Origin of the sequence: Granulicella paludicola, assembly GCF_025685545.1 — a bacterium.
Classification (GTDB): Bacteria; Acidobacteriota; Terriglobia; order Terriglobales; family Acidobacteriaceae; genus Granulicella; species Granulicella paludicola.
The window spans coordinates 244949-267153 of sequence record NZ_JAGSYC010000026.1; the positions used below are offsets into that span (position 1 = coordinate 244949).

The 22205-nt window shown below is 59.8% G+C and carries 18 protein-coding genes; 10 read left to right on the plus strand and 8 right to left on the minus strand.

Annotated elements, in window-relative coordinates; all coding sequences use genetic code 11:
• The first annotated feature begins 277 nt into the window (after positions 1-277).
• Positions 278-1798: a DEAD/DEAH box helicase gene (locus OHL14_RS16590; RefSeq protein WP_263380491.1), complete on the plus strand. Its 1521-nt coding sequence runs from the start codon at positions 278-280 to the stop codon at positions 1796-1798.
• 78 nt (positions 1799-1876) lie between these two features.
• On the opposite strand, the gene OHL14_RS16595 is transcribed toward OHL14_RS16590, so the two are convergent.
• Positions 1877-2872, minus strand: coding sequence for an SDR family oxidoreductase (locus OHL14_RS16595; RefSeq protein WP_263380492.1), 996 nt, complete (start codon positions 2870-2872; stop codon positions 1877-1879).
• A gap of 217 nt (positions 2873-3089) precedes the next feature.
• Positions 3090-3497 carry a YidB family protein gene (locus tag OHL14_RS16600; protein ID WP_263380493.1) on the minus strand — a complete coding sequence of 136 codons (408 nt, stop codon included), beginning with the start codon at positions 3495-3497 and terminating at the stop codon, positions 3090-3092.
• 164 nt (positions 3498-3661) lie between these two features.
• On the opposite strand from OHL14_RS16600, the gene OHL14_RS16605 reads away from it, so the two are divergent.
• From OHL14_RS16605 to msrB, 3 genes are all read left to right on the plus strand, one after another.
• On the plus strand, positions 3662-5350 hold the full coding sequence (locus OHL14_RS16605; RefSeq protein WP_263380494.1) for a GH39 family glycosyl hydrolase: 1689 nt from the start codon (positions 3662-3664) through the stop codon (positions 5348-5350).
• 9 nt (positions 5351-5359) lie between these two features.
• Positions 5360-5755 (plus strand): RidA family protein, encoded by a 396-nt coding sequence (locus tag OHL14_RS16610; protein ID WP_263380495.1) that lies wholly within the window; start codon positions 5360-5362, stop codon positions 5753-5755.
• A 72-nt stretch (positions 5756-5827) separates the two neighbouring features.
• A complete protein-coding gene (msrB, locus tag OHL14_RS16615; RefSeq protein ID WP_263380496.1) occupies positions 5828-6223 on the plus strand; it encodes a peptide-methionine (R)-S-oxide reductase MsrB in 396 nt (131 codons plus the stop codon).
• Between the two features lie 98 nt (positions 6224-6321).
• On the opposite strand, the gene rpmB is transcribed toward msrB, so the two are convergent.
• Complete coding sequence (gene rpmB / locus OHL14_RS16620; RefSeq protein WP_263380497.1) at positions 6322-6513, minus strand: 50S ribosomal protein L28; 192 nt, start codon at positions 6511-6513, stop codon at positions 6322-6324.
• Positions 6514-7252: 739 nt separating this feature from the next.
• Here rpmB and OHL14_RS16625 point away from each other — a divergent pair.
• On the plus strand, positions 7253-7684 hold the full coding sequence (locus OHL14_RS16625) for a hypothetical protein (protein WP_263380498.1): 432 nt from the start codon (positions 7253-7255) through the stop codon (positions 7682-7684).
• A gap of 161 nt (positions 7685-7845) precedes the next feature.
• Here the strand turns inward: OHL14_RS16625 and OHL14_RS16630 are convergent, their stop codons facing one another.
• The 3 genes from OHL14_RS16630 to OHL14_RS16640 form a co-directional block, all read right to left on the minus strand.
• Positions 7846-8094, minus strand: coding sequence for an anti-sigma factor family protein (locus OHL14_RS16630; RefSeq protein ID WP_263380499.1), 249 nt, complete (start codon positions 8092-8094; stop codon positions 7846-7848).
• Positions 8085-8723 carry a sigma-70 family RNA polymerase sigma factor gene (locus tag OHL14_RS16635; RefSeq protein ID WP_263380500.1) on the minus strand — a complete coding sequence of 213 codons (639 nt, stop codon included), beginning with the start codon at positions 8721-8723 and terminating at the stop codon, positions 8085-8087. The genes OHL14_RS16630 and OHL14_RS16635 overlap by 10 nt, the downstream gene beginning before the upstream one ends.
• A gap of 109 nt (positions 8724-8832) precedes the next feature.
• Positions 8833-9297: a DoxX family protein gene (locus OHL14_RS16640; RefSeq protein WP_263380501.1), complete on the minus strand. Its 465-nt coding sequence runs from the start codon at positions 9295-9297 to the stop codon at positions 8833-8835.
• 432 nt (positions 9298-9729) lie between these two features.
• Between OHL14_RS16640 and OHL14_RS16645 the strand changes: the two genes are divergently transcribed.
• From OHL14_RS16645 to OHL14_RS16655, 3 genes are all read left to right on the plus strand, one after another.
• On the plus strand, positions 9730-10017 hold the full coding sequence (locus OHL14_RS16645) for a hypothetical protein (protein WP_263380502.1): 288 nt from the start codon (positions 9730-9732) through the stop codon (positions 10015-10017).
• 104 nt (positions 10018-10121) lie between these two features.
• Positions 10122-11018 (plus strand): MNIO family bufferin maturase, encoded by an 897-nt coding sequence (bufB, locus tag OHL14_RS16650; RefSeq protein ID WP_263380503.1) that lies wholly within the window; start codon positions 10122-10124, stop codon positions 11016-11018.
• Entirely contained in the window at positions 11015-11917 is a 903-nt protein-coding gene (locus OHL14_RS16655; RefSeq protein ID WP_263380504.1) for a DNA-binding domain-containing protein, read from the plus strand. The genes bufB and OHL14_RS16655 overlap by 4 nt, the downstream gene beginning before the upstream one ends.
• Positions 11918-11991: 74 nt before the next feature.
• On the opposite strand, the gene OHL14_RS16660 is transcribed toward OHL14_RS16655, so the two are convergent.
• Positions 11992-16233: a carboxypeptidase-like regulatory domain-containing protein gene (locus tag OHL14_RS16660; protein ID WP_263380505.1), complete on the minus strand. Its 4242-nt coding sequence runs from the start codon at positions 16231-16233 to the stop codon at positions 11992-11994.
• Between the two features lie 365 nt (positions 16234-16598).
• The gene (locus OHL14_RS16665) at positions 16599-18047 is read right to left on the minus strand and encodes an amidohydrolase (RefSeq protein ID WP_263380506.1); all 1449 of its coding nucleotides are present in this window, start codon (positions 18045-18047) and stop codon (positions 16599-16601) included.
• A 483-nt stretch (positions 18048-18530) separates the two neighbouring features.
• On the opposite strand from OHL14_RS16665, the gene OHL14_RS16670 reads away from it, so the two are divergent.
• Positions 18531-19835 carry a M20/M25/M40 family metallo-hydrolase gene (locus OHL14_RS16670; RefSeq protein ID WP_263380507.1) on the plus strand — a complete coding sequence of 435 codons (1305 nt, stop codon included), beginning with the start codon at positions 18531-18533 and terminating at the stop codon, positions 19833-19835.
• Between the two features lie 99 nt (positions 19836-19934).
• Positions 19935-22181 (plus strand): transferrin receptor-like dimerization domain-containing protein, encoded by a 2247-nt coding sequence (locus OHL14_RS16675; protein WP_263380508.1) that lies wholly within the window; start codon positions 19935-19937, stop codon positions 22179-22181.
• The last annotated feature ends 24 nt before the right edge of the window (positions 22182-22205 follow it).

Genomic DNA, 22205 nt, shown 5'->3' on the forward strand with positions numbered 1-22205 from the left:
GTCTGGCCAGAGACCGCGATCGCCAAGCTTCACAACCTCTTCCACCGCGCATCTGAAAGACCAAGTTTGCAAAGCGCGTTGGTTGCTCTGGCTAGTAGGTCGATCCATCGGGATCTTCCTCGCCGTGCAGCAGCAGTGCTAACAAACCAGATGTCTCCCTGTGAACAGGTCGACGCGAGGGCAATGCTGAAACCCGAATCCAAAACGTATTCCGCGAGCTTGTACCCGCCGAGCGTTCCTGCATGCCTCCGCCTCCTACCCATTTCAAAGGAAACCCTTGTCTACCTCTACCCTTACTCTTGAGTCCATTCTGAACCCCGAGCCCCTCGAAGTTGCCCGCACCATCGTTGCTACCCCCGAGGAGTCCGCTCAGGTCACCTTTACCGACTTCGACATCTCTGATTCCCTGAAGGCTCGCCTCACCGCCGCCGGTTACGTCCACCCGACGCCCGTGCAGGCCGGCGCCATTCCTCCCGCCATTGAAGGCGACGACATTCTTGCCACCGCCTCGACCGGCACCGGCAAGACCCTCAGCTTCCTGATCCCTATGATCGAGCGTCTCGAGGAGATCTCGGTTGCCAGCACGCGTGGCAAGAAGACTCCCGTTCTCGCTCTCATCCTGCTGCCCACGCGTGAGCTCGCGATGCAGGTGCTCGAGCAGTTCCACAAGATCTGCCCCACGCAGAAGTCAGACGCTGTCCTCGTCTGCGGTGGCCTCTCCGAGAACACGCAGATCGAGCAAATCTCGCGCGGACCCCGCCTCATCGTGGCTACGCCCGGCCGCCTCGAAGACTTCCTCCGCCGCAAGGCCGTGAACCTTCGCGACGTCGACATGCTCGTGCTCGACGAGGTCGATCGCATGCTGGACATGGGCTTCCTGCCCGCCATCAAGCGCATCGTCGCTGCCCTGCCCAAGGATCGCCAGACCATGTGCTACTCCGCGACCCTCGATGCGAACATTCGCGAGATCGTCAAGGATTATGTGCAGACCCCGGTTCGCATCGAGATCGGCACAACCTCCAAGCCTTCCGACCGTGTTGAGCTCCGCGTCTACACCGTCATGCAGGACCAGAAGCTCGCACAGCTCGACAAGATGCTGAACGAGGAAGAGGGAACGTACCTCGTCTTCTCACGCACCAAGCATGGCGCTGACCGTATCGCTCGCAAGCTGGAGAAGTCCGGTCATCTGACCGAAGTGATCCACGGCGATCGCTCGCAGTCGCAGCGCAGCGCAGCTCTCAAGAGCTTCGCCAGCGGCAAGAGCCGCGTGCTCGTAGCCACCGACGTCGCTGCCCGCGGTATCGACATCTCGCATATTGCGCACGTCGTGAACTACGATCTGCCCAACGGTTCGGATGACTTCGTCCACCGCATCGGTCGTACCGGCCGCGCGGGCGCCAAGGGCGTCGCAACCACCTTTGTGACGCCGCTCGAAAAGGGCGATGCACGCAAGCTGGAGCGCGAGTTGAAGATCAAGTTCACCTGGCACGAGTCCGACAAGAACCTCGCCAAGGAAGAGCGCAACAAGCCCGTTGACTTCGTCTCGCGCCCCGCTGGCGGCCTTGATGACGTACTCCAGATGGAGACACGCAGCTGGAAGAATGCAGACGGCACGGCTGCTCCTTACGAGGGCAACTCGGATCGTCCCGCACAGCGTCCTCGCAGTGGTGGCGGCTTCAACCGCTCGCGTCCCGGTGGCGGAGCTGGTCGCCCTGGTGGCAGTGGTCGTCCTGGCGGCAACGCTGGTCGTCCCGCAGGTCGCCGTCCCGGTGGTCCCAGCGGCAACCGCGGCCGCTAAGCTGTAGCGTCGAACTAGTACGTAAAGAGAAGGGCGAGGAGATGATCTCCTCGCCCTTTCTTTTCCTTGGGCCCAAGATTACGGCTGACCGTCACCGCCGCCAGCGCCATAGACATTGCCGGTCGTGTAGCTTGCATCCTGCGAAGCGAGCTGCACAAAGATCGACGCCAACTCAGCCGGCTGTCCTGCCCGACCCAGCGGATAGTTGCCACCGAAATTCGTAAACTTCTGCTCGGTCGCACCACCGGAAATTTGCAGGGGTGTATAAATCGGGCCCGGGGCGACGCCGTTGATGCGGATACCCTTTGGCCCCAGCGCCTTCGCCAGAGACTTCACAAAATTCATCGTCGCCGCCTTAGTTTGAGCGTACGCATATAGATCAGGGGATGGGTCATACGCCTGCTCCGAGGTGGTCGCGATGATTGTCGATCCCGGCTGAAGATGAGGGATTGCCGACTTGATGATGTAATACGGCGCGTAGATATTCGTCTTGATGATCCAGTCGAATTCCTCATCCGGCATGTCGGTGATCTGCGCGAACTCCTGCTGGCGCGCTGCATTGCTTACCAGGATGTCCAAGCCACCAAGCTCGCTGATCGCTTTGCCCACGAGACTTTTCGCAAACTTCTCGTCGCGCAGATCGCCGGGGATCGCCACCGCCTTGCGGCCTTCTGCGTGGATCAGCGCCACTACCTCCTTCGCATCTGGCTCTTCGGTCGGGAAGTAGTTGATCGCCACATCAGCACCCTCGCGCGCGTAGGCGATCGCTGCGGCACGTCCCATGCCTGAGTCACCGCCGGTGATCAGCGCCTTGCGCCCCATCAGTCGGCCTGAGCCCTTGTAGCTTTTCTCACCATGATCTGGTGGCGGGTCCATCTTGCTTGCCAGCCCCGGCCACGGCTGCCGCGTGAATTTATAAGGCGGCTTAGGATACTTCGTTGTTGGATCTGCCATAGGCTGCGCCGTGGGGCCGCCGCGTTCCTGCGCCGATACAGGCGATACGGCAGTTGCTACAAGGCCTGAGCCTATTCCAGCCATTAGCTTCCGGCGCGAAAGTTGTTGTTCGTCACTCATCTGATTCTCCAATCTCGGTAGGGAAAGCCATGTTGCGTCCGCAAGGATCGCATGGCATTCAACCTTCTTATGGAGAGTTTTGTTGCCAACGCGAATCGACAGGTTGCGCGTCTTTGAGGTGCTTCTGTCATCTGCCTGTGCCCTATCAACAGAGTCGAAGCAAACGAAAGGGCAGAGTTGAACTCTGCCCTTCCTCGTCGTGATTTTAGAGATTGTTCTATAGGAACTTTTGCAGCAAAGATCCGGCCAAGCTCCCGAGACTGCCTGGCTCCGCTGCCTGGCCATTCGGAGCGACGTGCGCGAGCACCATCGGCAGGACGGTGGTGAGAGCTGCCTGCGTCATCTCGGGCGAAAGTCCTGCCTTAGCGGCAATCGCCTCCAGCATGCCATTGTTACCCAAGCCGGCTTGCACCTGCTCGGGTGTAGCTGCGGTCGTCTGGCCGCTGGCCCACTGCTCCGCATGTGCGCCGAGACCGCTGGACTGCAGCGCGCTCAACAGCCCGCCAACACCCTGCGGATGCTCCTGAATCACCTGCATCAAGCCCGTCGCGACCTGTGCGTTTGTGCCGCCCTGGCTGCCCATCGCCTGCTCAGCCATGCTTTCGATCGAATCGAAGATTCCCATGCTTTCTCCTTGCCCTGAATGCGGGCTGCTTACTTTTCGGATAGACGAATAGTATCCGCTTCCACTTCTCGGTGTCCGATAGAGGCGCTAAATTTTTGCCAATTCCGCCTACAGCCCGCTTTCCTTGAGCCAGCTCCCCACGCTCTCTCGTATCATCGGGCACGATGACTCGCCTAATCCTGTCGCTCGCACTCGTTGGCTCCGCTGTGGCTGCTATAGCGCAATCGCCCACCGTTATCCATGTTGATCTCAGCCAGTCGCAGGGCGCGTACAAGCCGATTACTAACTGGTATGGCTACGACGAGCTGAACTACACAACAACGGCGAATGGCCGGAAGCTGCTGGGCGAATTGCACGATACGAGCGCGCTGCCGGTATACATCCGCGCTCATCACCTTCTCACGTCGGGTGATGGGAAGCCCGCGCTGAAGTGGAGTTCAACGGGAGTCTATTCCGTCGATGCAGGTGGCAAGCCCGTCTATGACTTCCGTGTGATCGACCGGACCTTCGATGCATGGCTCGCTGCCGGTGTTCGGCCTATGGTGGAACTGGGCTTTATGCCGGAGGCGCTGGCTTCAGGCACGAATCCCTACTATCTTGCCTATCCTCACACCATCGAAGGCTCGGTGCAGAGCCCGCCGAAGGACTATGCGGCGTGGGGCGAGCTTTGCAGAACGCTCGTGGAGCATCTGGTCTCGCGTTACGGACACGACAAGGTCGCGCAGTGGTACTTCGAGGTGTGGAATGAGCCGAACATTCCCTACTGGCATGGCACCGAGGCCGAGTATTTGAAGCTCTATGACTATGCGGTGAGCGGCGTTCGTACCGCACTGCCAGAAGCCCGCGTTGGCGGTCCTGCCTCGACGAGCCCGCGTGCCAGCGAGGCGGCAGCGTTTCTCGATGTCTTCCTGAAGCATGTGGCGAACGACAAGAGTGCAGCTAACGGCAAGGCCGTTCCGTTGGACTTCATCAGCTTCCACATCAAGGGCTCGCCGAAGTTGATCAAGGACGCAGATGGCAGCAGCCATGTGCGCATGGGGCTCGATAAAGAGCTGACGGACGCGGACAAAGGCTTCGCGGTGGTTGCGTCGTATCCGCAGTTTCAGAAGCTGCCGATCATCCTGAGCGAGGCTGATCCGGAGGGCTGCGCGGCTTGTTCCGCAAAGGAAAATCCTGCAAACGGCTATCGCAATGGGCCGCTGTATGCGGCGTATACCGCTGCGACGATCAAAGCGCTATTCGAGCTGCAGGACCGGCACAAGGTGAACCTGCTCGGGATGCTGACTTGGTCCTTCGAGTTCGAAGGCCGCGAGTACTTTGAAGGGTTTCGCACCCTCGCCACGAATGGCGTGGATAAGCCAGTGCTGAACGCCTTCCGCATGGCTGGGAAGATGGGTGGCGAACGAGTTGCTGTCACTAGCTCAGCGGCCGAGCCGCTCGAAGCGATCCTTCAAAGGGGCGTCTCTGCTTCAGAGATAGATGCGTTCGCTACGCGCGCGGAGCATAGCGCTTCGGTATTGCTGTGGAACTATCGCGATGACGATCTGCCGACAGGAGCAGCGACGCCGGTAAAGATCGTTCTGAGCGGACTTCCAGCAGACTTGGCCAAGGTCGAGGTGGAGACGTTCACGGTCGACGCGACGCACAGCAACTCCTTTACAGCCTGGAAGGCGATGGGCAGTCCGCAGCAGCCGACTCCGGCGCAGCAGGCGAAGCTGGTGGCTGCAGGCCAGCTCGAACATGGTGCGCTAACTCAATCGATCGCGGTCACGGATGGTCGCGTGACGCTGCCGAGTTCCCTTCTACCGCAGGCCACGACGCTTGTGATGCTGCGATGGAAGGAGACGCAGTAGAATCTGGGCATGAGCTCAGCCAAGACTGTTATCGCCACGACCTCCGCACCTGCCGCTATTGGCCCTTACTCGCAGGCCATTCGCGTGGGAGACACGCTGTTTACCTCAGGACAGATTCCTATCGATCCTGCGACTGGCAACCTCGTTGAGGGCGCGATCGTGGAGCAGACGACGCAGGTATTCAAGAACCTTAAGGCGGTGCTGACCGAGGCGGGTGTCGACTTCAGCCATGTGGTGAAGACGACCGTCTTTTTGAAGAGCATGAGCGACTTTACCGCCATGAACGAGGTGTACGCGAAGAACTTTACTGAAGCGTTTCCTGCGCGTTCGACGGTCCAGGTGGCGGCGCTGCCGAAGGATTCGCTGGTCGAGATCGAATGTGTCGCCAAGTATCCGGTTGCGTAGAGCCTGCTCCGTCCGTGCTTCATCCGAAGTGCGGTCTGAAGCATCTAATCTGTATCTGGAGGAGAGAAAAACATGCCTGAAAAGATTCAGAAGACCGAGGCCGAGTGGAAGGCCGAGCTGACGCCGGAACAGTATCACGTGCTGCGCGAGAAGGGCACCGAGCGGCCGTTTACTGGCGCGCTGGTGAACAACCATGACGACGGCTTCTACCACTGCGCTGCCTGCAATGCCCCGCTGTTCAAGTCGGGAACGAAGTTCGAGTCCGGTTCGGGCTGGCCGAGCTTCTTTGAACCGATCTCAAAGGATGCAGTCGAACTGCACGAGGACCGCACGTTCGGGATGAAGCGCGTCGAGGTGACCTGCGCCAAGTGCGGTGGACATCTGGGACACGTCTTTCCGGACGGGCCGAATCCGACGGGCGAGCGTTACTGCATCAACTCGGCTTCGCTTGCGTTCGAGAAGCAGTAAACCGAAGAGAAACACGAAAAGCCCCGGCGGCAGTTGCAGCCGGGGCTTCGTTGTTTCTGAGTGCTGAGAAAGCTAAAGGTGTTGCGGTGCTGCGAAGACTAGGCGGCCTTGGTGACCTTGCCCGACTTGATGCAGCTGGTGCAGACCTTGACGCGCTTGGTGCCGCCAACGGTTGCAGCCTTGACCGACTGAAGGTTCGGGTTCCAGCGACGACGGGTTACGTTGTGCGCGTGGGAGATGTTGTTACCAAACTGCGGACCCTTGCCGCAAAGCTCACATACCTGTGCCATGACTCACTCCAAAAACAGAACTTGTGCCGCAGAACTTCCCTATACCGACTCTCGACGGAGTCTCGCTCGGGTCCGGCAACTTTCCAGGACAGGAGCGGGGAGGTGGCCGTCGCGGGGGCCTTTTGAGGCCACTCCGCTGACACTGCGCCAGCAGATGTAAGGATACCACTGAATCGGGGGATATTGGAAGTTAAAGGTGGGTGGAACCCCCTCCCCCTCTCCCTCTCCCTCTCCCTCTCCCTCTCCCTCTCCCCCCCATACTTTGAGACTCAAAGTCTTGATTCGAGATCGGTTGAATCCGGACTTCGAGGGTCAAAGTATGGACTTTCGAAGAAGAAAGCCGCTACGGCTTGCGGGCCGGGCGGCTTTTCCTGTCCTCTACTTCTATTATAGCCGTCTGGAAACAGGAAACATCCATCTTTCTTTGGCGTGAAAAGCGGCGTGATTATTGGGGATTTCTGATTTACAGGGTGTGAAGGGGCTTGACAGGATTTTGGCGTGGACCGGACTTGTGCTTCTCGCATCGCTGCCGTAAATACAACGAGCTCCCAACTGCGCGGTTGATGAAACCATCCGCTTCGGCTGAGATGACACCCTCTTTTGGGTGGGGTCAGATCGTCGTGCCGCTTCCGAGCTCTTCTGTGTTCTGTTCAGCTTAGAGCGAAGAGTGGGCGAGCCAGGAGTCGAAGCGAGGAAGCGTCATTATATTGATAGGGTGTCTAGAGACGAGGTGAAGCACGTGTCGAAGGTTGATGAGGTGGTTCCCTCCCCTGCTCCGGTGAGTTCGCGGTGGGGTGTCGGGCTGGTGAGCTTTTTCTTCATCCTGGTGCAGAGCGCCTGCACGATGGTGATGGCGGTGAGCGGCGTTCGGGTAGTGATCGGGTTGAGCGCGCTGGCTGCCGCGGCGGGGCTGCATCGACCGGCAAGTGGTTTTCATGAAGATGCCATTCGCATCCCGATGATGTTTGTGGCGGGGGGTGGGTCTTTGCTGAACCTGTATGTGATCTGGCGGGTGCGGTCGTTGCGGTCGCGGCCGGCTTCGGCGTGGCGGGTGGCTCCGGTGACGCCTGAGAAGCGGCGCGGGGAAAACTGGCAGATTGCGCTCGCGGTGGTGACGCTGGTGCTGGTGGCGGCGGAGTATGCGACGCACCGGATTGTGCATGGGATGTAGAGGGTCGCGGACTAAAGTCCGCGACCTTTTATTTTTTGAGGGAGCGTTGTTGTCAGGGCTGAAGCCCTGACCTATCGAGTGTGCTCCTATTGAGAGACGTGGTGGTTCGGGAAAAGCAGATCCTTCCCTGCGCTCAGGACGACAAGCGACAGAGAATAGAGCTAAGAACTGTTGGAATTTAGTAGTTCTTCGTCCAGGCGAGCGTGGAGACGGTCGCTGAAGCCTGCGGGGAGTTCGAAGACGCGGTCGTCGGCGGTGAGGATGATGACGTTGCGCGTGGAGTCGAGGATGGCGGAGCAAAGCTCGCAGTGTTCGAGGTGGCGCTGCACGGTTTCGCGCTCCTCGGCGGATAGAGTGCCGTCAAGGTAGTCGGAGATGTAATCCCATACGTGCTTGCACTCTATGACCATGAGAACCACCTCCTTTTCGTCGTACTGACTGACTTCAACTCTGGGACCAGCTGCTTCTGCAACATGAGACGGGCACGGTGCAATCGGACCTTTACCGATGGCACGCTGATACAGAGTGCTTCGGCTGTTTCGTTGACGCTGAGGTCTTCCATGTCGCGCAGGACGAAGACGCAGCGGTAGATCTCAGGCAACGAAGCGACGGCGCGCTGCAGCATCTGCTTGACCTCGGCGCGCTCCAGGGCTTCCGAGGGGACCTCGCGCCAGTCGCGAAGCAGGGCCGGGGTGACGGTGCCGCCTTCTTCGGGTGTGGCGTCGATGGAATCGGTCGGCATGGTGGCGTTGCGACGGAGGCGGTTGCGAGCCTCGTTTAATGTGATGCTGATGAGCCAGGTGCTGAACTTCGCTTCTGCGCGGAAGGTGGAAAGATTGCGGAAGGCCTTGAGGAAGGCCTCCTGCGCGACGTCTTCGGCGTCAGCCTCGTTCTTCATGTAAGAGAGGGCCATCCGATAGACGGCGCGTTCGTGCGGACGGATGAGCTCGTGGAAGAGCTGCGTTTGACCAGCGAGGATGGAGGCGATCATGGTCGCTTCGTTCTTCGTTTCGTCCGGGTTGGGCTGGGGCGCGGTCATGGTGCGGGTGCTTGTTCGCTCCGGGGCTAAAGCCCCTCATCTCAAAAGGGGTTCTTTGACGTACGGGCTGAAGCCCGTACCCTTCAAAGCGGACTTGTTCAGAGGCTCTTTAGTGCGCGGTGTTGAGACGCTTGGCTAGAAGGGTATCCAGGGAGAGGTAGCCTGCGCCGAAGATGAGGATGAGGAGACCGGCGAAGAGGAAGGTGTAAGGGTCGGCGATGTAGAACTTGCCGGGGTCGGAGAAGATGGATACCAGGGCGTCGTGGTCGGCGGTGTAGTAGGCGACTAACATATCGCAGGCAATGAGGAAGGCGATTGGGCGCGAGAAGAGTCCAAGCATCAGAAGGATGCCACCGAAGAACTCCAGCGCAGAGACGAAGGGCGCGTTAAGGCCGGGGAATGGAATGTTGAGGCTGGCGAAGAATTCGGTGATCTTGCCGAGGTGATGCAGCTTGCCCCAGCCGTTGGTCACGAGCTGGAAGCCCCAGTAGAGACGGACGGCGAGCAGGAAGGGTGACTGCAGAGCGTTGAGGGCCCGGACGATGCGTTCATAGAGGTGGATCAACGATTTCATTTTTATCTCTCCGGAGAGCCAGCTCACTGCTATTGCATCAACAGCGATATTGATACCACGCGACATATTAGGAACGACTATTGCCTATCATCCTGCGGATGTTGCTGCTGCGACGGTTCGATGCGGCTCTGAGGTTTAGAAACGATTTCCTTGATATGGTTACAAATCCATTGTGAGCTGGTGGGCGTATCAACGGTGGATGGCGCTCTTTGCAGAGGACTACAATTCCTCGACGGATTTGCCGTCCGGTTGTAACCAATCCTGAGGTGACGACTCAAACCACGCAGCAGGTAGTCGTACTGCAGGAGATGTTGAGAGTAGAAGTCAGCTCCTCCATCACACATTTCGTCCACCTTCTTTCGATCGATAAGAGAAGGCCGTCGTTTGCTAACGCCCAGGCAAAGCCTGGCCCACCGAGGAAAGGTATATACCATGACGAACACCAAGGTTACTTCGCTTGCTCTGGCAGCAGCATTCGCCGGTTTGGTTGGCGGCACGTCCGCTCGCTTGAACGCACAGACGACCGACAACGCATCGACCTCGACGGCTTCGGCTGGCGTTGTGCTGGTAGCGCAGGATGCTCCGGCACTGCCCAAGCACAGCTGTAAGGGCAAGAATGACTGTAAGGGCCAGGGCGGCGGCAAGCACCCCGGTAAGAACAGCTGCAAGGGCAAGGGCGGTTGCGCCACCGACGGCTCGACCCCGCCGAAGGCTGTCTAACTTCGGAACCAGCTTCTGGTTAGTCTGTTGGAGGCTTGAGAAGGAATCTCAAGCCTCCAACGTCATTCAGCGCGCAGAGTGAAAGCGCGCACGAAGGAGAGCTGATGCCGGCGAACCGCTTCAACGCGTTTACAGACTATGGTGTGGGTATCGGTCTACGCGTGCCGCACTACGATCACATTTTGACGAAGAAGCCAGTGGTGGACTGGTTCGAGATCATCTCAGAAAATTACATGGTGGATGGGGGGCGGCCGCTACGGCTGCTGGACCAGATACTCGATCAATATCGTGTGGTGCAGCATGGCGTGTCGATGTACTTTGGCTCCGCGCAGGCGCTGAACCGCGATCATTTGAAGCGGCTGAAAGAGTTGACGAAGCGCACGAAGACGCCGTGGCTGTCGGACCATCTGTGCTGGGGGTCGGTGGATGGGCGCTATACCCATGACCTGCTGCCGCTGCCGTATACGTTTGAGGCAGTGAAGACTACGGCCGAGCGGATTCGGCAGGTGCAGGACTATCTCGAGATTCCGATTGCAGTGGAGAACGTGTCGAGCTATGCGGAGTATCACGAGAGCGAGATGACGGAGTGGGAGTTTCTGAACGAGGTGGTGCATGCGGCGGACTGCGGGATTCTGCTGGATGTGAATAACATTTATGTGTCGTCGCAGAACCATTCGTTCGATCCGATGACGTATGTGGATGCGATCCCTGCGGAGCGCGTGGCGCAGATTCATATTGCGGGGCACTCGAAGTTCGAGAAGTACATTCTGGATACGCACGATCATCCGGTGCTGGACCCGGTGTGGGGGCTGTATGCTCTGGCGATTGAACGCGCGGGGCCGACGGCGACGCTGCTGGAGTGGGATGACAATATTCCGAGCTTCGAAGAGGTGCATGCCGAGGCTTTGAAGGCGAATCGGTATTTGAAAGCTGCTGAAGCTGCGGCTGTTGGTGGTGTGACGGCAGAGGGTGTGGGGCAGGTTGCGCAGGTGGTGGCATGAACCTGCTCGAGTTGCAGCGACGGATGGCGGAGGATGTGCGACGGCCGCTGACGGTGGATTGGGAGATGCGGCGGGAGACGGCGGAGGGTGAGTCTGTCGAGGCGATTGCGCAGAGTTATGTGAAGCCGAACGATCGGCTGAGCTCGTTTGAGCGGCTGGAGATTTATAACCGGCAGTACTGGTTTCGGGTGATTGGGGCGGTGAGTGAGGACTTCCCTGCTCTGAATGCGCTGCTGGGGGAGAAGCGGTTCGATGCGATGGTACTGGCGTATCTGCGGGAGATTCCGTCGACGTCGTGGACGCTGCGGGATTTGAGTGGGAAGCTGCCGGAGTGGCTGCAGGTGCATCCGGAGTTTACGGGGCGGCGACATCAGCTGGCGCTGGAGATTGCAAAGCTAGAGTGGGCGTATGTGGAGTCGTACGATGGGCGGCGATTGGAGCCGCTGGCGGCGGAGGACATGCGGGCGATCGGGCCGGAGACTTGCCTGACGCTGCAGCCGCATCTGCAGCTGCTGGCGATGGCGTATCCGGTGGATGAGCTGGTGCTGGCGGTGCGGAAGGATACTCCGGAGACGGAGATGGTCAGTAGCGCTTCGATGATGAAGAAGGAAGTGAAGCGGATGAAGCTGCCAGCGATGCGGAAAAAGGCAGTGTGGCTGGCGGTGCATCGGTATGACGATGTGGTGTACTACCGGCACATCGATCGCGAGGCGTATGCGCTGCTGACGGCTCTGCGCGAGGGGAAGCCGCTGGCGGAGGCTCTGGGGATAGCGTTTGAGAAGAGCAGGCTGACGCCGGAGGAGCAGGCGGCGAAGATCCGGGAGTACTTCGCTCATGCTGCAGAGCTCGGTTGGTTCTGCAAGAGCGAGGATGAGGCTACGGCTGTGCCGGTGCAGTAGAGAGTTTAGAGGGAGATGCAAAAAAGCGACGCCGACAGAGTTTCTGTCGGCGTCGCTTTGGTTTGGGTTGAGGTTTAGAAGCTGACGCGAGCACCCATCTGGATCTGACGAGGGCTATTGCCCTGGGTCTTGGTGACACCGAAGGCGCTCGCGCTGTTGATGCTGAAGCTGGGGTTGGCGAAGTCCAGATGGTTCATCACGTTGAAGAACGTACCGGAGAGTTCGAGGCTGGTCTTGTGCCAGATCTGAACATTCTTCTTAATGCTCAAATCCATGTTGAGGTAACCGAGACCGCTGATCGGGCCAGCACCGCCGTCACGAGCATCGACGCCGAGTACCGGAGGACGGGTGCCCTGGTAGACGAGCACGGGGTTCTGGAACATGTTGACGGCTGCAGCTGACGTACCGCCATGGACCGTAGTACCCACGTTGATGTTGGTACCCGACGAGTTGTCGATACCACCGTAGATGCCGCGGTGCGTGTGCTGACCCTGCGTGTAGCCGGAGGTCAGGATGCAGTTTTCGCTGTCGGTGAAGGTCGAACCATCTTCGCCGCCGAAGTTCTGACCGGAGTTGAAGGTGGTGCAGCTCAGAGGCTGGCCCGTACCCGCCTGAACAACGGGCGAGATGATCCAGCCACCGGCGAGGCGACCGATGATGCCGTGCTGGTCCTTGTACCACGGGGTGTCGTAGACAAGGAAGGTGTTGAAGATGATCTTCTGATCGAAGGGCTGGCGACCGTACTGCTGGCGGAGGTTGTAGGAGTCTTCAGCCGAGATGGAGCTGGAGTACTGGTTGAAGGAACCCAGACCGAGTGCCTTGCTGACGGTGAAGTTCTCCTGCGCCGTCAGGCCGTGCCAGTTGCTGACCTTGTAGGTGAGGTAGACACCGTTGTAGTTGCCATAGCCATCCGGGACTGCGATGCTCTGGCCGGTGGCGACCTGACCTGCGCTACCGTAAGCCTGGTTATTGGTGCTGGGTGGGGTGATGGCAGTGCCAGAGAGGCTGCGTGCAAAGACGAAGCCTGCACCGTTTGCGCCGTTGACGTTGTTATCCAGCGCCTGCCAGAGAGCAAAGACGTTCTGCTGGCGGAACTTGGTGAGCTGCTTGTTGATGACGGCCTGAGTGCAGCTCGGTGCACCCGTGCAATAGGAAGGTGCGAGAGCTGTTTCGAAGAAGGCCTGTGGGGTGATTGGTGAGGCATTGGTTGGCGCGGTGCTCTTCTGGCAGAGCGAAGAGGACACGGTGCAACCCAATGCAGTTTCGATCGCGACGTAAGCGGCCTCAAAGGTCTGGCCGCCCTCCGACAGATTGTAGGGGACTTGGTTGGGGTTCTTGTAGATGTAGTCGTTGTGAATGAGGCGACCGATGTAGCCGATCTCGATCAAGGTCTTGCGGCCGAGCTGACGCTGGACGGAGAGGTTGAAGGTGTCCACGCTGCTGGGACGCAGGGTAGGATCGAGTGGCGAGGCGATGGAGACGCCTGGTCCATCGACGCCTGGCTTATAGGGCTGTGGTAGTGTGTTCGGCGGCGGTGCAGAGGCAGTCAGCGGGCTGATGCCATCGCCGCCACCCGCTACGCTACCACCGGTGCCATAACGGAAGGTGGTGGCGTCGGTGTAGCCGGACTGGTTGCAGGTGCCAGCGTTGGTGCCGTTGGGCTGCACATACTGGCAGCGGGTACCGAGCACGAGGCCGGGGCTGAGGAGCGGGTTGAGCACTTCGGGCGAGCCGTTGAGGCGCCCATAGACGCGGCCGTAGCCTCCGCGGATGACGGTAGCGCCATCACCGAAGAGCTTGTTCAGATACTTCTCATTGAACTTCGGATTCCAGGCGAAGGACAGACGAGGGCTGGCAGCACCGTAGTAGGGGTTGTAGATGTACTTGTGGTTGCCGAGGGTGTTCTTCAGCAAAGCAAAGGCGATGGTGGGGTTGTAGATCTGTCCGGACGCAGCAGCGTTCTTGCGGTTGGTGAGCCACTGGTCAAGGTGGATCGCGTTGCCGGAGGGATCGGTCCACTGGACCTGATCACCGTTGTCTTCGCTGGGGGGCATTTCGATTGCGTAGCTGAGACCATAGCTGATCGTCAGCGACTTGGCGGCATGCCATGCGTCGGAGGCGTAGAGGTTGTAGAAGGGGATGGTGACGTGTGCGCCGAAGGGCGTGTTGGGCGCGTTCAGCGACAGGACGCCGTTTGCGTTGGTGTAGGTGTTGGCTACCTGCGAATCGGTCACGATACCGAAGTAGGTATCGATGAGGCGAGCGTAGTTGGAGCTGGCATTTGCGCCAGCGAGACCGAGGCCCGTTGCCGAATAGGAAGCTGTTCCACCACCGCCGGCATCACCGATCTGGTAGGTGGGCGTGTAGTTGATGCTGGCACCATTATCTGTGCGCTGGTGGAAGTCAGCGTTGCGCTGATAAGCAAAGCCGCCCGTGATGAAGTGGTTGCCCTTCAGCTTGGAGACGTTGTCCGAGAGGCTGAGGTCCTTACCATTCCAGATACGGGTGCGGATGTTCTGCGCGTTGACGTTGTAGGGCGAGAGAACAGTGGTGGTGTTTTCGCCGAGAGGCTCGATAGCACCGGTAGCACCGGCGATCTGCGGCGGCGCACCTGCACCCTTCCATTGCCAGAAGTTACGCAGGAAGCTGAAGTGGAAGTCGTTGGTGAGCGAGGAGCTGACGTTGGTGGTGAGACCCACTACGAGGAACCAAGGCTGCTGCGGACGAGGCGTAACAGCGATGGGTGTACCGATCTTGTCGCCGGGGAGGACACCGCCGATATCGACCTGGTTGCTGGTGAGGTTCTGGAAGTTGTAGTAGCGGTAGCTGGAGTTGAGGTGCCACTTTTCGCCGAAGTCGTGATCGACACGGGTGACGAAGAAGTTGCTGCTCTGCGGGGTGTTGACGTTGGCTTTGTATCCGATGGTGTTGACGCTATCGCAGTAGGAGGTGGAGAGAGCACCGCAGCTCACGTCGAAGCTACCAGCGTAGGTTGCACCGTTGTTGCCGACGCTACCTCCATTGGTGACGGGCGCGACGGGAAGCTGGTTGTTGTAGAAGGTGTTCATCACCCCCGGCATGCCGATGTGACGAGGGTCGGCAGCGAGCAACTGAGCCGCCGAGCAGGTGGATGTGTTCCCGACTGGTGTGCAGCCTGCGGCAGCGGTCGTATTAAAGGTCAACTGCTGCTGCTGAAGGAACGCGTAGGAAGGTACCGTACGCTCATAGGTTGCGGCGAGCGGCCAGCGGAAGCCTTCGTAGTTGGCGAAGAGATAGGTGTTTCCGCCCAGCAGGCGGGGCAGAATCTTACCGCCAGCTGCGAAGCCGAAGCGGCTGTAGTGGTAGCTGGGCTTGGAGGTGTAAACAGTTGCACCATTGGTGAGTCCAGTTACGGGGTTAGCCGGGTACGGGCCAGGGGGAGTTGCTGTTGGCAGATTACCTGATGCATTGGGGAAGTTGTTCTGCCAGGTGTTGGCATCGAAGTTGTTGTCGAGGTAGTACTCGTAGGCGGTACCGTGCCAGTGATCGTGGCCACGCTTGGTGACGACCTGGGACTGCGAACCGGAGGATGATGCGAAGTCTGCGGTCTGGCCGGTGGTGGATACCTTGAACTCTTCGATGGAATCCTGAGGCATAGGAACGACGCCGGCGGGACCCTGACCAAGGAAGCCGCCTGTGGTGGAGTTGGTGTTGCCGGTGGTGTAACCGATGGCGGTGCCGTCCATATCGGAGGTGTTGCTGCCGCCGTCGAGCTGGAAGGTGGTCTGGTCGGCGGTGGTGCCGGCGGTCTGTCCGCCCGGTGTGACGCCAGGCTGCATTTCCATGAAGGTGGCGACGTCGCGACCGATGGCGGGGAGCGAGTCAACGAGAGCCGGGTCGACCGTGGTGCCGGTGGCGGCGTTCATGGTCTGAAGGTCGGCGTTGGAGGCCTGCACGTCGACGGTGGTGTTTTCAGAACCGATGGCCATCTTGAAGTTGGCGTTGGTCTGGGCGCCGACGCTGACGATGAGGCCGAGGATCTGATCGGTGGAGAAGCCCGTCTTGACGGCGGTCACGTCATAGGCACCTGGGACGATATCGACGAGCACGAACTGGCCGGTGGCGTTGGTCTTGGTGGAACGCGACTGCTTCGTGGAGGGATCCGTGATCGTGACGGTCGTGTCGGGGATCATGGCGCCCTGCGGGTCGGTGACGGTACCGGTGATAGTACCGCTATTGGACTGGGCGAGTGCAGGCAGCGCACCGAGAAGAACGAATGCCAGGAGAAGGGTGCCGAAACGGGCTATCGCCGGCCACCGCAGATGGAGTCGATTCATGGAAAATACCTCACAAAAATTTTGCTGATGCTGCTGTGCTGCTTCTAGTTCGTCCACCGTGATCGGTGAATCGTGGAGCAAATGAAGTGGTGACGCGAACGGCTCTGCTGTGGAGGCGGAGGGTTAGGGCTAAGTTGCGGGCCGAAAACTACTCTGGGTGCTCGTAAAGCAAAAACAGGGATTCGGCACGACTGGGTGCGAAATCACCTTCACGACATCCCGGGACGGGAGTTACGTCTGCTCTGAGATACAGATTGAGCAGGAAATTATGAATAGATAAATAGAACGTACTACAAGGGGCAGAGGCACGCAAGCTTCGCTTATGGGCTCGATAGAGAAAACCGTGTCAGTTGCTAAGGAAACATCTAGTTACCGCGATAGTTATAGAGGGGTTTTTGGTTGGCGGGGATGGGGGACTGGTAGGACTTGCCCTTCATCTGGTGGGCGAAGTGGGCTTTGGCGGCTGCGACGAGTGCGGGCTGGGTGAAGAGATCGACGGCGGTGAGGGCGAGGGCCTTGGAGGCGATGATCATGCCGTCCTGTCCGATGGACATGCCGGCGGAGGCGGCGGCCTGCCAGGTGTGGGCGGCGACTCCGGGAACGAAGGTGGCGGTGGAGAAGCCGATGGTGGGGACGGCCCAGCTGACGTCGCCTACGTCGGTGGAGGCAGACGGGGCGTTGGGGTCGTAGGTGCGGAGCGGCTCGATGACGTCAGTGAGCTTGAGGTCGGGGAGTGTGTCGAGGCCGAGGGTGCTTTGCAACTGCTGCGCGAACTTTGTCTGGGTAGCGTCAAGGGTGTAGCCGCCGACCTCTTCGAGGTTCTTCTGCGCGACCGGGGCGAGAGCGTCGTTGGGGATGATGTTGGCGTCGCTGCCGATGTCGGTGACCTCGAGCGTGGTGCCGGTCATGAGGGCTGCGCCCTGCGCAACTTTGAGGATGCGATCCCATATGCCGGTGAGGACGGTGTTGGAGGGGTTGCGGGCCATGAGGTCCATCTGCGCGAGGTCGGGCACGACGTTGGGGGCGACTCCGCCTTTGGAGATGATGTAGTGGATGCGGGTGTTGGAGGGGACATGCTCGCGCATAAACTCGAGGCCGTTGCCCATGAGCATGACGGCGTCGAGTGCGGAGCGGCCGCGGTCGGGAGCAAGGGCGGCGTGCGAGGCGATGCCGTGGAAGGTGAACTTGGCGGTATCGACGGCGAGCGCGCCGCCGTTGATGATGCTGTTGCCTGCGCCGGGATGCCAGTGGAGAACGACGTCGACGTCTTTGAAGAGGCCGTCGCGGACCATGTAGACCTTGCCGGAGCCACCTTCTTCTGCGGGGGTGCCATAGTAGCGGAGTGTGCCGGCGACGTGGTTGGCCTTCATGTACTCCATGGTGGCGACGGCGGCGAGAGCCGCGCCGGAGCCGAGGAGGTTGTGTCCACAGCCGTGGCCGGGAGCGCCTGCGGTGACGGGGTCGCGACCGGGGACGGCTTGTTGCGAGAGGCCGGGGAGCGCGTCGAACTCGCCGAGTATGGCGATGATGGGCGAGCCGGAGCCATAGCTGGCGATGAAGGCGGTGGGCTCGTCAGCGACGCCGGGCTGTATGGCGAAGCCAGCGTCTTTGAGCTGCGCCTGCAGCAGCGTGGAGCTTTTGTTCTCGTGATAGCCGAGCTCGGCGTAGTCCCAGATTTGTTTGGAGACTTGCTTCCAGTTGGCGGAGCCTGCGTCGACGAACTTGAGCACCTGCTTGTGCGCCGTGGGTGTCGACTGCGCGAAGGCAGAGGAGGCAAAACCGAGGAGGACGAGGGCTGCAACGCGTGTATTCATGGGCGTTTCCTTTACGACGAGATGGGGGGCGGCGAGGCTGATGACGGGTGATGGGTCGAAGATTATGGCTGGGCTGAATGCTCTCGGGCTCAAACATCCGCTCCCTCAGGGGCTAAAGCCCAGTTTCAAACGCGGCTCTTAACGGATGGGCTAAAGCCCATCCCCTTCAAAGCGAGACTGACCATTTCCTGTATTCCGTGCAGGTGCGCGAGGTGCGACGGCGGGGTCGGCTTACGCTGCTGCAGGAGCAGGGTGAAGATTTGACACTGTAGGACTCCGATATTACAACCGAAGTACGCACTATGCCTTACAAGCACTCGCGCTACCTGCGAGTGAGCCTGCGACCCTAGGCCCCTTGCTTCGCGGACCCCGTTGCTTCGTGTTGCCTTGCTGCCGAGTTGTCGCGGGCGTCTCGAGCGCGCGATATCGTCCCTCATTTTTCGATTCAATACTGATAACTGCATCATGCATGCTGGAGATGGAATGCTCTTCGCAAGTGTTTCTGCTGCTGGATATGCGCCGATTGCGACTCGCAGGGCGATTACTTCTTCCTCGTCGCTGGCGCTGATGGCGTTGCTGACAATCGGTCACATGAGCTATGCGCAGGAGCCAGCGCAGGTGCTTGCGAAGCCTGCAGTACAGCAGGCCATGCAGGTGATCAAGAGCTCGGAGCCGCACTTCATCGATGAGCAAATTCGCATCTGCGAGATTGCAGCACCGCCGTTCCATGAAGACAAGCGTGCCGAGGAGTTGGCGAAGCTGTTCAAGGCAGCGGGGTTGGAGAATGTGCGCATCGACAAGGCTGGCAACGTGCTGGGAGATCGGCCTGGAGCGGAGGCGCATCCTCACCTGGTGATGGCAGCGCATCTGGACACGGTGTTTCCAGAAGGCACGGATGTACATGTGACGCGCACGGGCAACTTGCTGAAGGGGCCGGGCATTGGCGATGACTGCCGCGGGCTGGCTGCGTTGCTGGCTGTAATCCACGGCATGAACGAGACCAAGCTGAAGACGAAGGGTTCGGTGACGTTTGTTGCGGATACCGGCGAAGAGGGACAGGGTGATCTGCGTGGAACAAAAGAGCTGTTCAACACGACGTTGAAGGGTGAGATTGACGAGTTCATCTCGATTGAGCCGGGCGGGGTCGATGACGTTACGAACGGCGGCGTAGGCAGCTATCGGTATAAGGTGACGTTCACCGGGCCGGGCGGGCACAGCTATGGTGCGTTCGGGTTGGCAAATCCTATTGGTGCCCTGGGACGCGCGGTGGCGCACATCGATGCAATTCAGGTGCCGACGAGTCCGAAGGTGACGTTCAACGAAGGCACGGTAGGCGGCGGAACTTCGGTGAATTCGATTCCCTTTGAGGCGTGGTTCGAGTTCGATGAGCGTTCGCCGGACATCAAGGCACTGGATGAGATGGACGCGAAGTTCAAGGCTGCTGTGCAGCAAGGGCTGGATGACGAGAACGCACGCTGGCATGACAAGGGAAAGCTGAGCGTGAAGATCGAACCGATTGGGATTCGGCCTGCCGGGCATACGGAGGAGTCCGCGGCGATTGTGCAGATTGCCACGCAGTCGATATCCGCGCTGGGGATAGGGAAAGCACGTTACGGTGCCGGCTCATCCGATTCAAACGTGCCGATGCACCTGGGAATACCTGCGATCACGATTGGCGGCGGCGGCAAGGATGCCGGTGCGCACTCACTAAACGAAACCATCGACGTCACGGATTCGTACAAGGGGCCGCAGAACGCTTTGCTGATTCTTCTCTCGCTGTTGCAGTAGTGGCTTTCCCTCTGGGGCTGAAGCCCTTGAACGCCGGGAAGAGTCTTCAACGGCTGGGCTAAAGCCCAGCCCCTTCAAAGCAAAACCGAGGAGTTTGTTATGCGTAAAATTGCCGCTTGTTTCCTGACGCTTTCCATAGCTGCGTATGCTGTGGAACCATCCCCGAGTGCCCCGCTGCGTGGTTATACGGCTGAGCACTCCGCTAACGAGGTGCAGTGGGAGAAGAAGTTCAGCGAGGTTCCCGACCAAGGTCGCCTGCGCGAGAACATGCGACGCCTGACGGCGCGACCGCACCACGTAGGTTCTCCGTATGACAAGGACAACGCCGAGTGGCTGCTGGCGCAGCTGAAGTCGTATGGGCTGGACGCGAAGATTGAAGAGTTCCAGGCGTTGTTTCCGACACCGAAGTCGCGCAAGCTCGAGCTGCTGGGACCGAACAGGTATGAGGCGAAGCTGCAGGAGCCTTCAATTGCGATCGATCCAACTTCGAACCAGAAGGACGAGGCGCTGCCGACGTATAACGCGTACTCCAAGGATGGCGATGTGACGGCGCCTCTGGTGTATGTGAACTACGGCGCGCCCGCGGATTATGAAGAGCTGGAGCGCATGGGCGTTTCGGTTAAGGGCGCGATTGTGCTGGCGCGTTATGGACAGACGTGGCGCGGCATCAAGCCGAAGCTGGCGGCGGAACATGGCGCTGTGGGCTGCCTGATCTTCAGCGATCCGAAGGATGACGGCTACGTGCGTGGGGAGTCTTTCCCTGACGGACCGATGCGTCCGGCAGAGGGAGCGCAGCGCGGCAGCGTGATGGATATGCCGGTTTACCCGGGTGACCCGCAGACGCCGGGTGTGGGAGCGAAACCGGGAACGAAGCTGATTCCGCTGGACAAGGTGCAGACGATTACGAAGATCCCGGTGATGCCGATTTCGTATGAGGATGCGACGCCGTTCCTGAAGGCTCTGAATGGCGAGGTAGTGCCGGAGAACTGGCGCGGTGGGTTGCCGTTGACGTACAAGACAGGGCCGAGCAAGGTGATGGCGCACCTGGCGCTGGCGTTCAACTGGGACCGCAAGACTTTGTATGACGTGGTCGCAACGATCCCTGGCGCGAAATATCCGGATCAGTGGGTGATTCGCGGCAACCACCACGATGGCTGGGTGAATGGTGCGGGCGATCCTATCAGCGGAGCGAGCCCTGAGCTGGAAGAGGCGCGTGGACTGGGCGAGTTGTTGAAGCAGGGATGGAAGCCTGAGCGCACGATCATGTACTGCTGGTGGGATGGCGAAGAGCCGGCTCTGCTAGGTTCGACCGAGTGGGCTGAGTATCACGCGGAAGAGCTGCAGAAGCATGCTGTGGCGTACTTCAACTCCGATGGCAATGGACGTGGGTTCTTCCGCGCAGAAGGATCGCACTCGCTGGAGAACTTCATCAACAGCGTGGTGAAGGACGTGACGGACCCGGAGACGGGCATGAGCGTGTGGAAGCGTGCTCGCCTGGCGAGCCAGGTGCGGACAGGACGCGGTGGCGAAGGCGGCGGTGCAGAGGCTCGCACGCGGCCGGATACGCGCATCGGTGCGCTGGGCTCGGGTTCGGACTACACGGTGTTCATCGATCACCTGGGTGTGCCGAGCGCGAACCTTGGCTACGGTGGCGAGGATGAAGGCGGCGGACAGTACCACTCGATCTACGACGACTTCTACTGGTACACGCACTTTTCCGATACGGACTTTGCGTATGGCAAGGCGCTGGCACAGACGGGCGGCATGATGATGATGCGCATGGCTGACGCGGACGTGATTCCCTACCAGTTCACGGATCAGGCAGAGACAGTGCATGGGTATGTGACGGAGATCAAGAAGCTCGCTGACACGATGCGCATGCAGACGAAGGAGCGCAACACGGACATCGCTGAAGGTGCGTACAAGGCAGCCGCCGATCCGCACAAGGTGAGTGTCCCTCCCCCGGTTGAGGTGGTGCCGCCGTATCTGAACTTCGCTCCGCTGGATCAAGCTTCCGATGATCTAACGGCTGCGGCTGCGGAATACGACAAGGCGTTCACAGCTCATGCGGCGACGGCGGGCAATGATGTGAATGAAGAGCTGCTGAAGACAGAGCGGGCGCTGCTGGACAAGGGTGGTCTGCCGAATCGGCCGTGGTTCGAGAACATGGTCTATGCTCCGGGCTTTTATACGGGGTATGGCGTGAAGACGCTGCCGGCGGTGCGGGAGGCGATCGAGCAGAAGGAGTGGCCGATGGTCGATGCGCAGATTACACGGACGGCAGAGGCTCTGGAGCGCGAGGTCGCGGTGCTGAAGACAGCGACGAAGGAGCTCGGCGGAAAGTAGAACGGCGCAGATGGAAGCACGAAG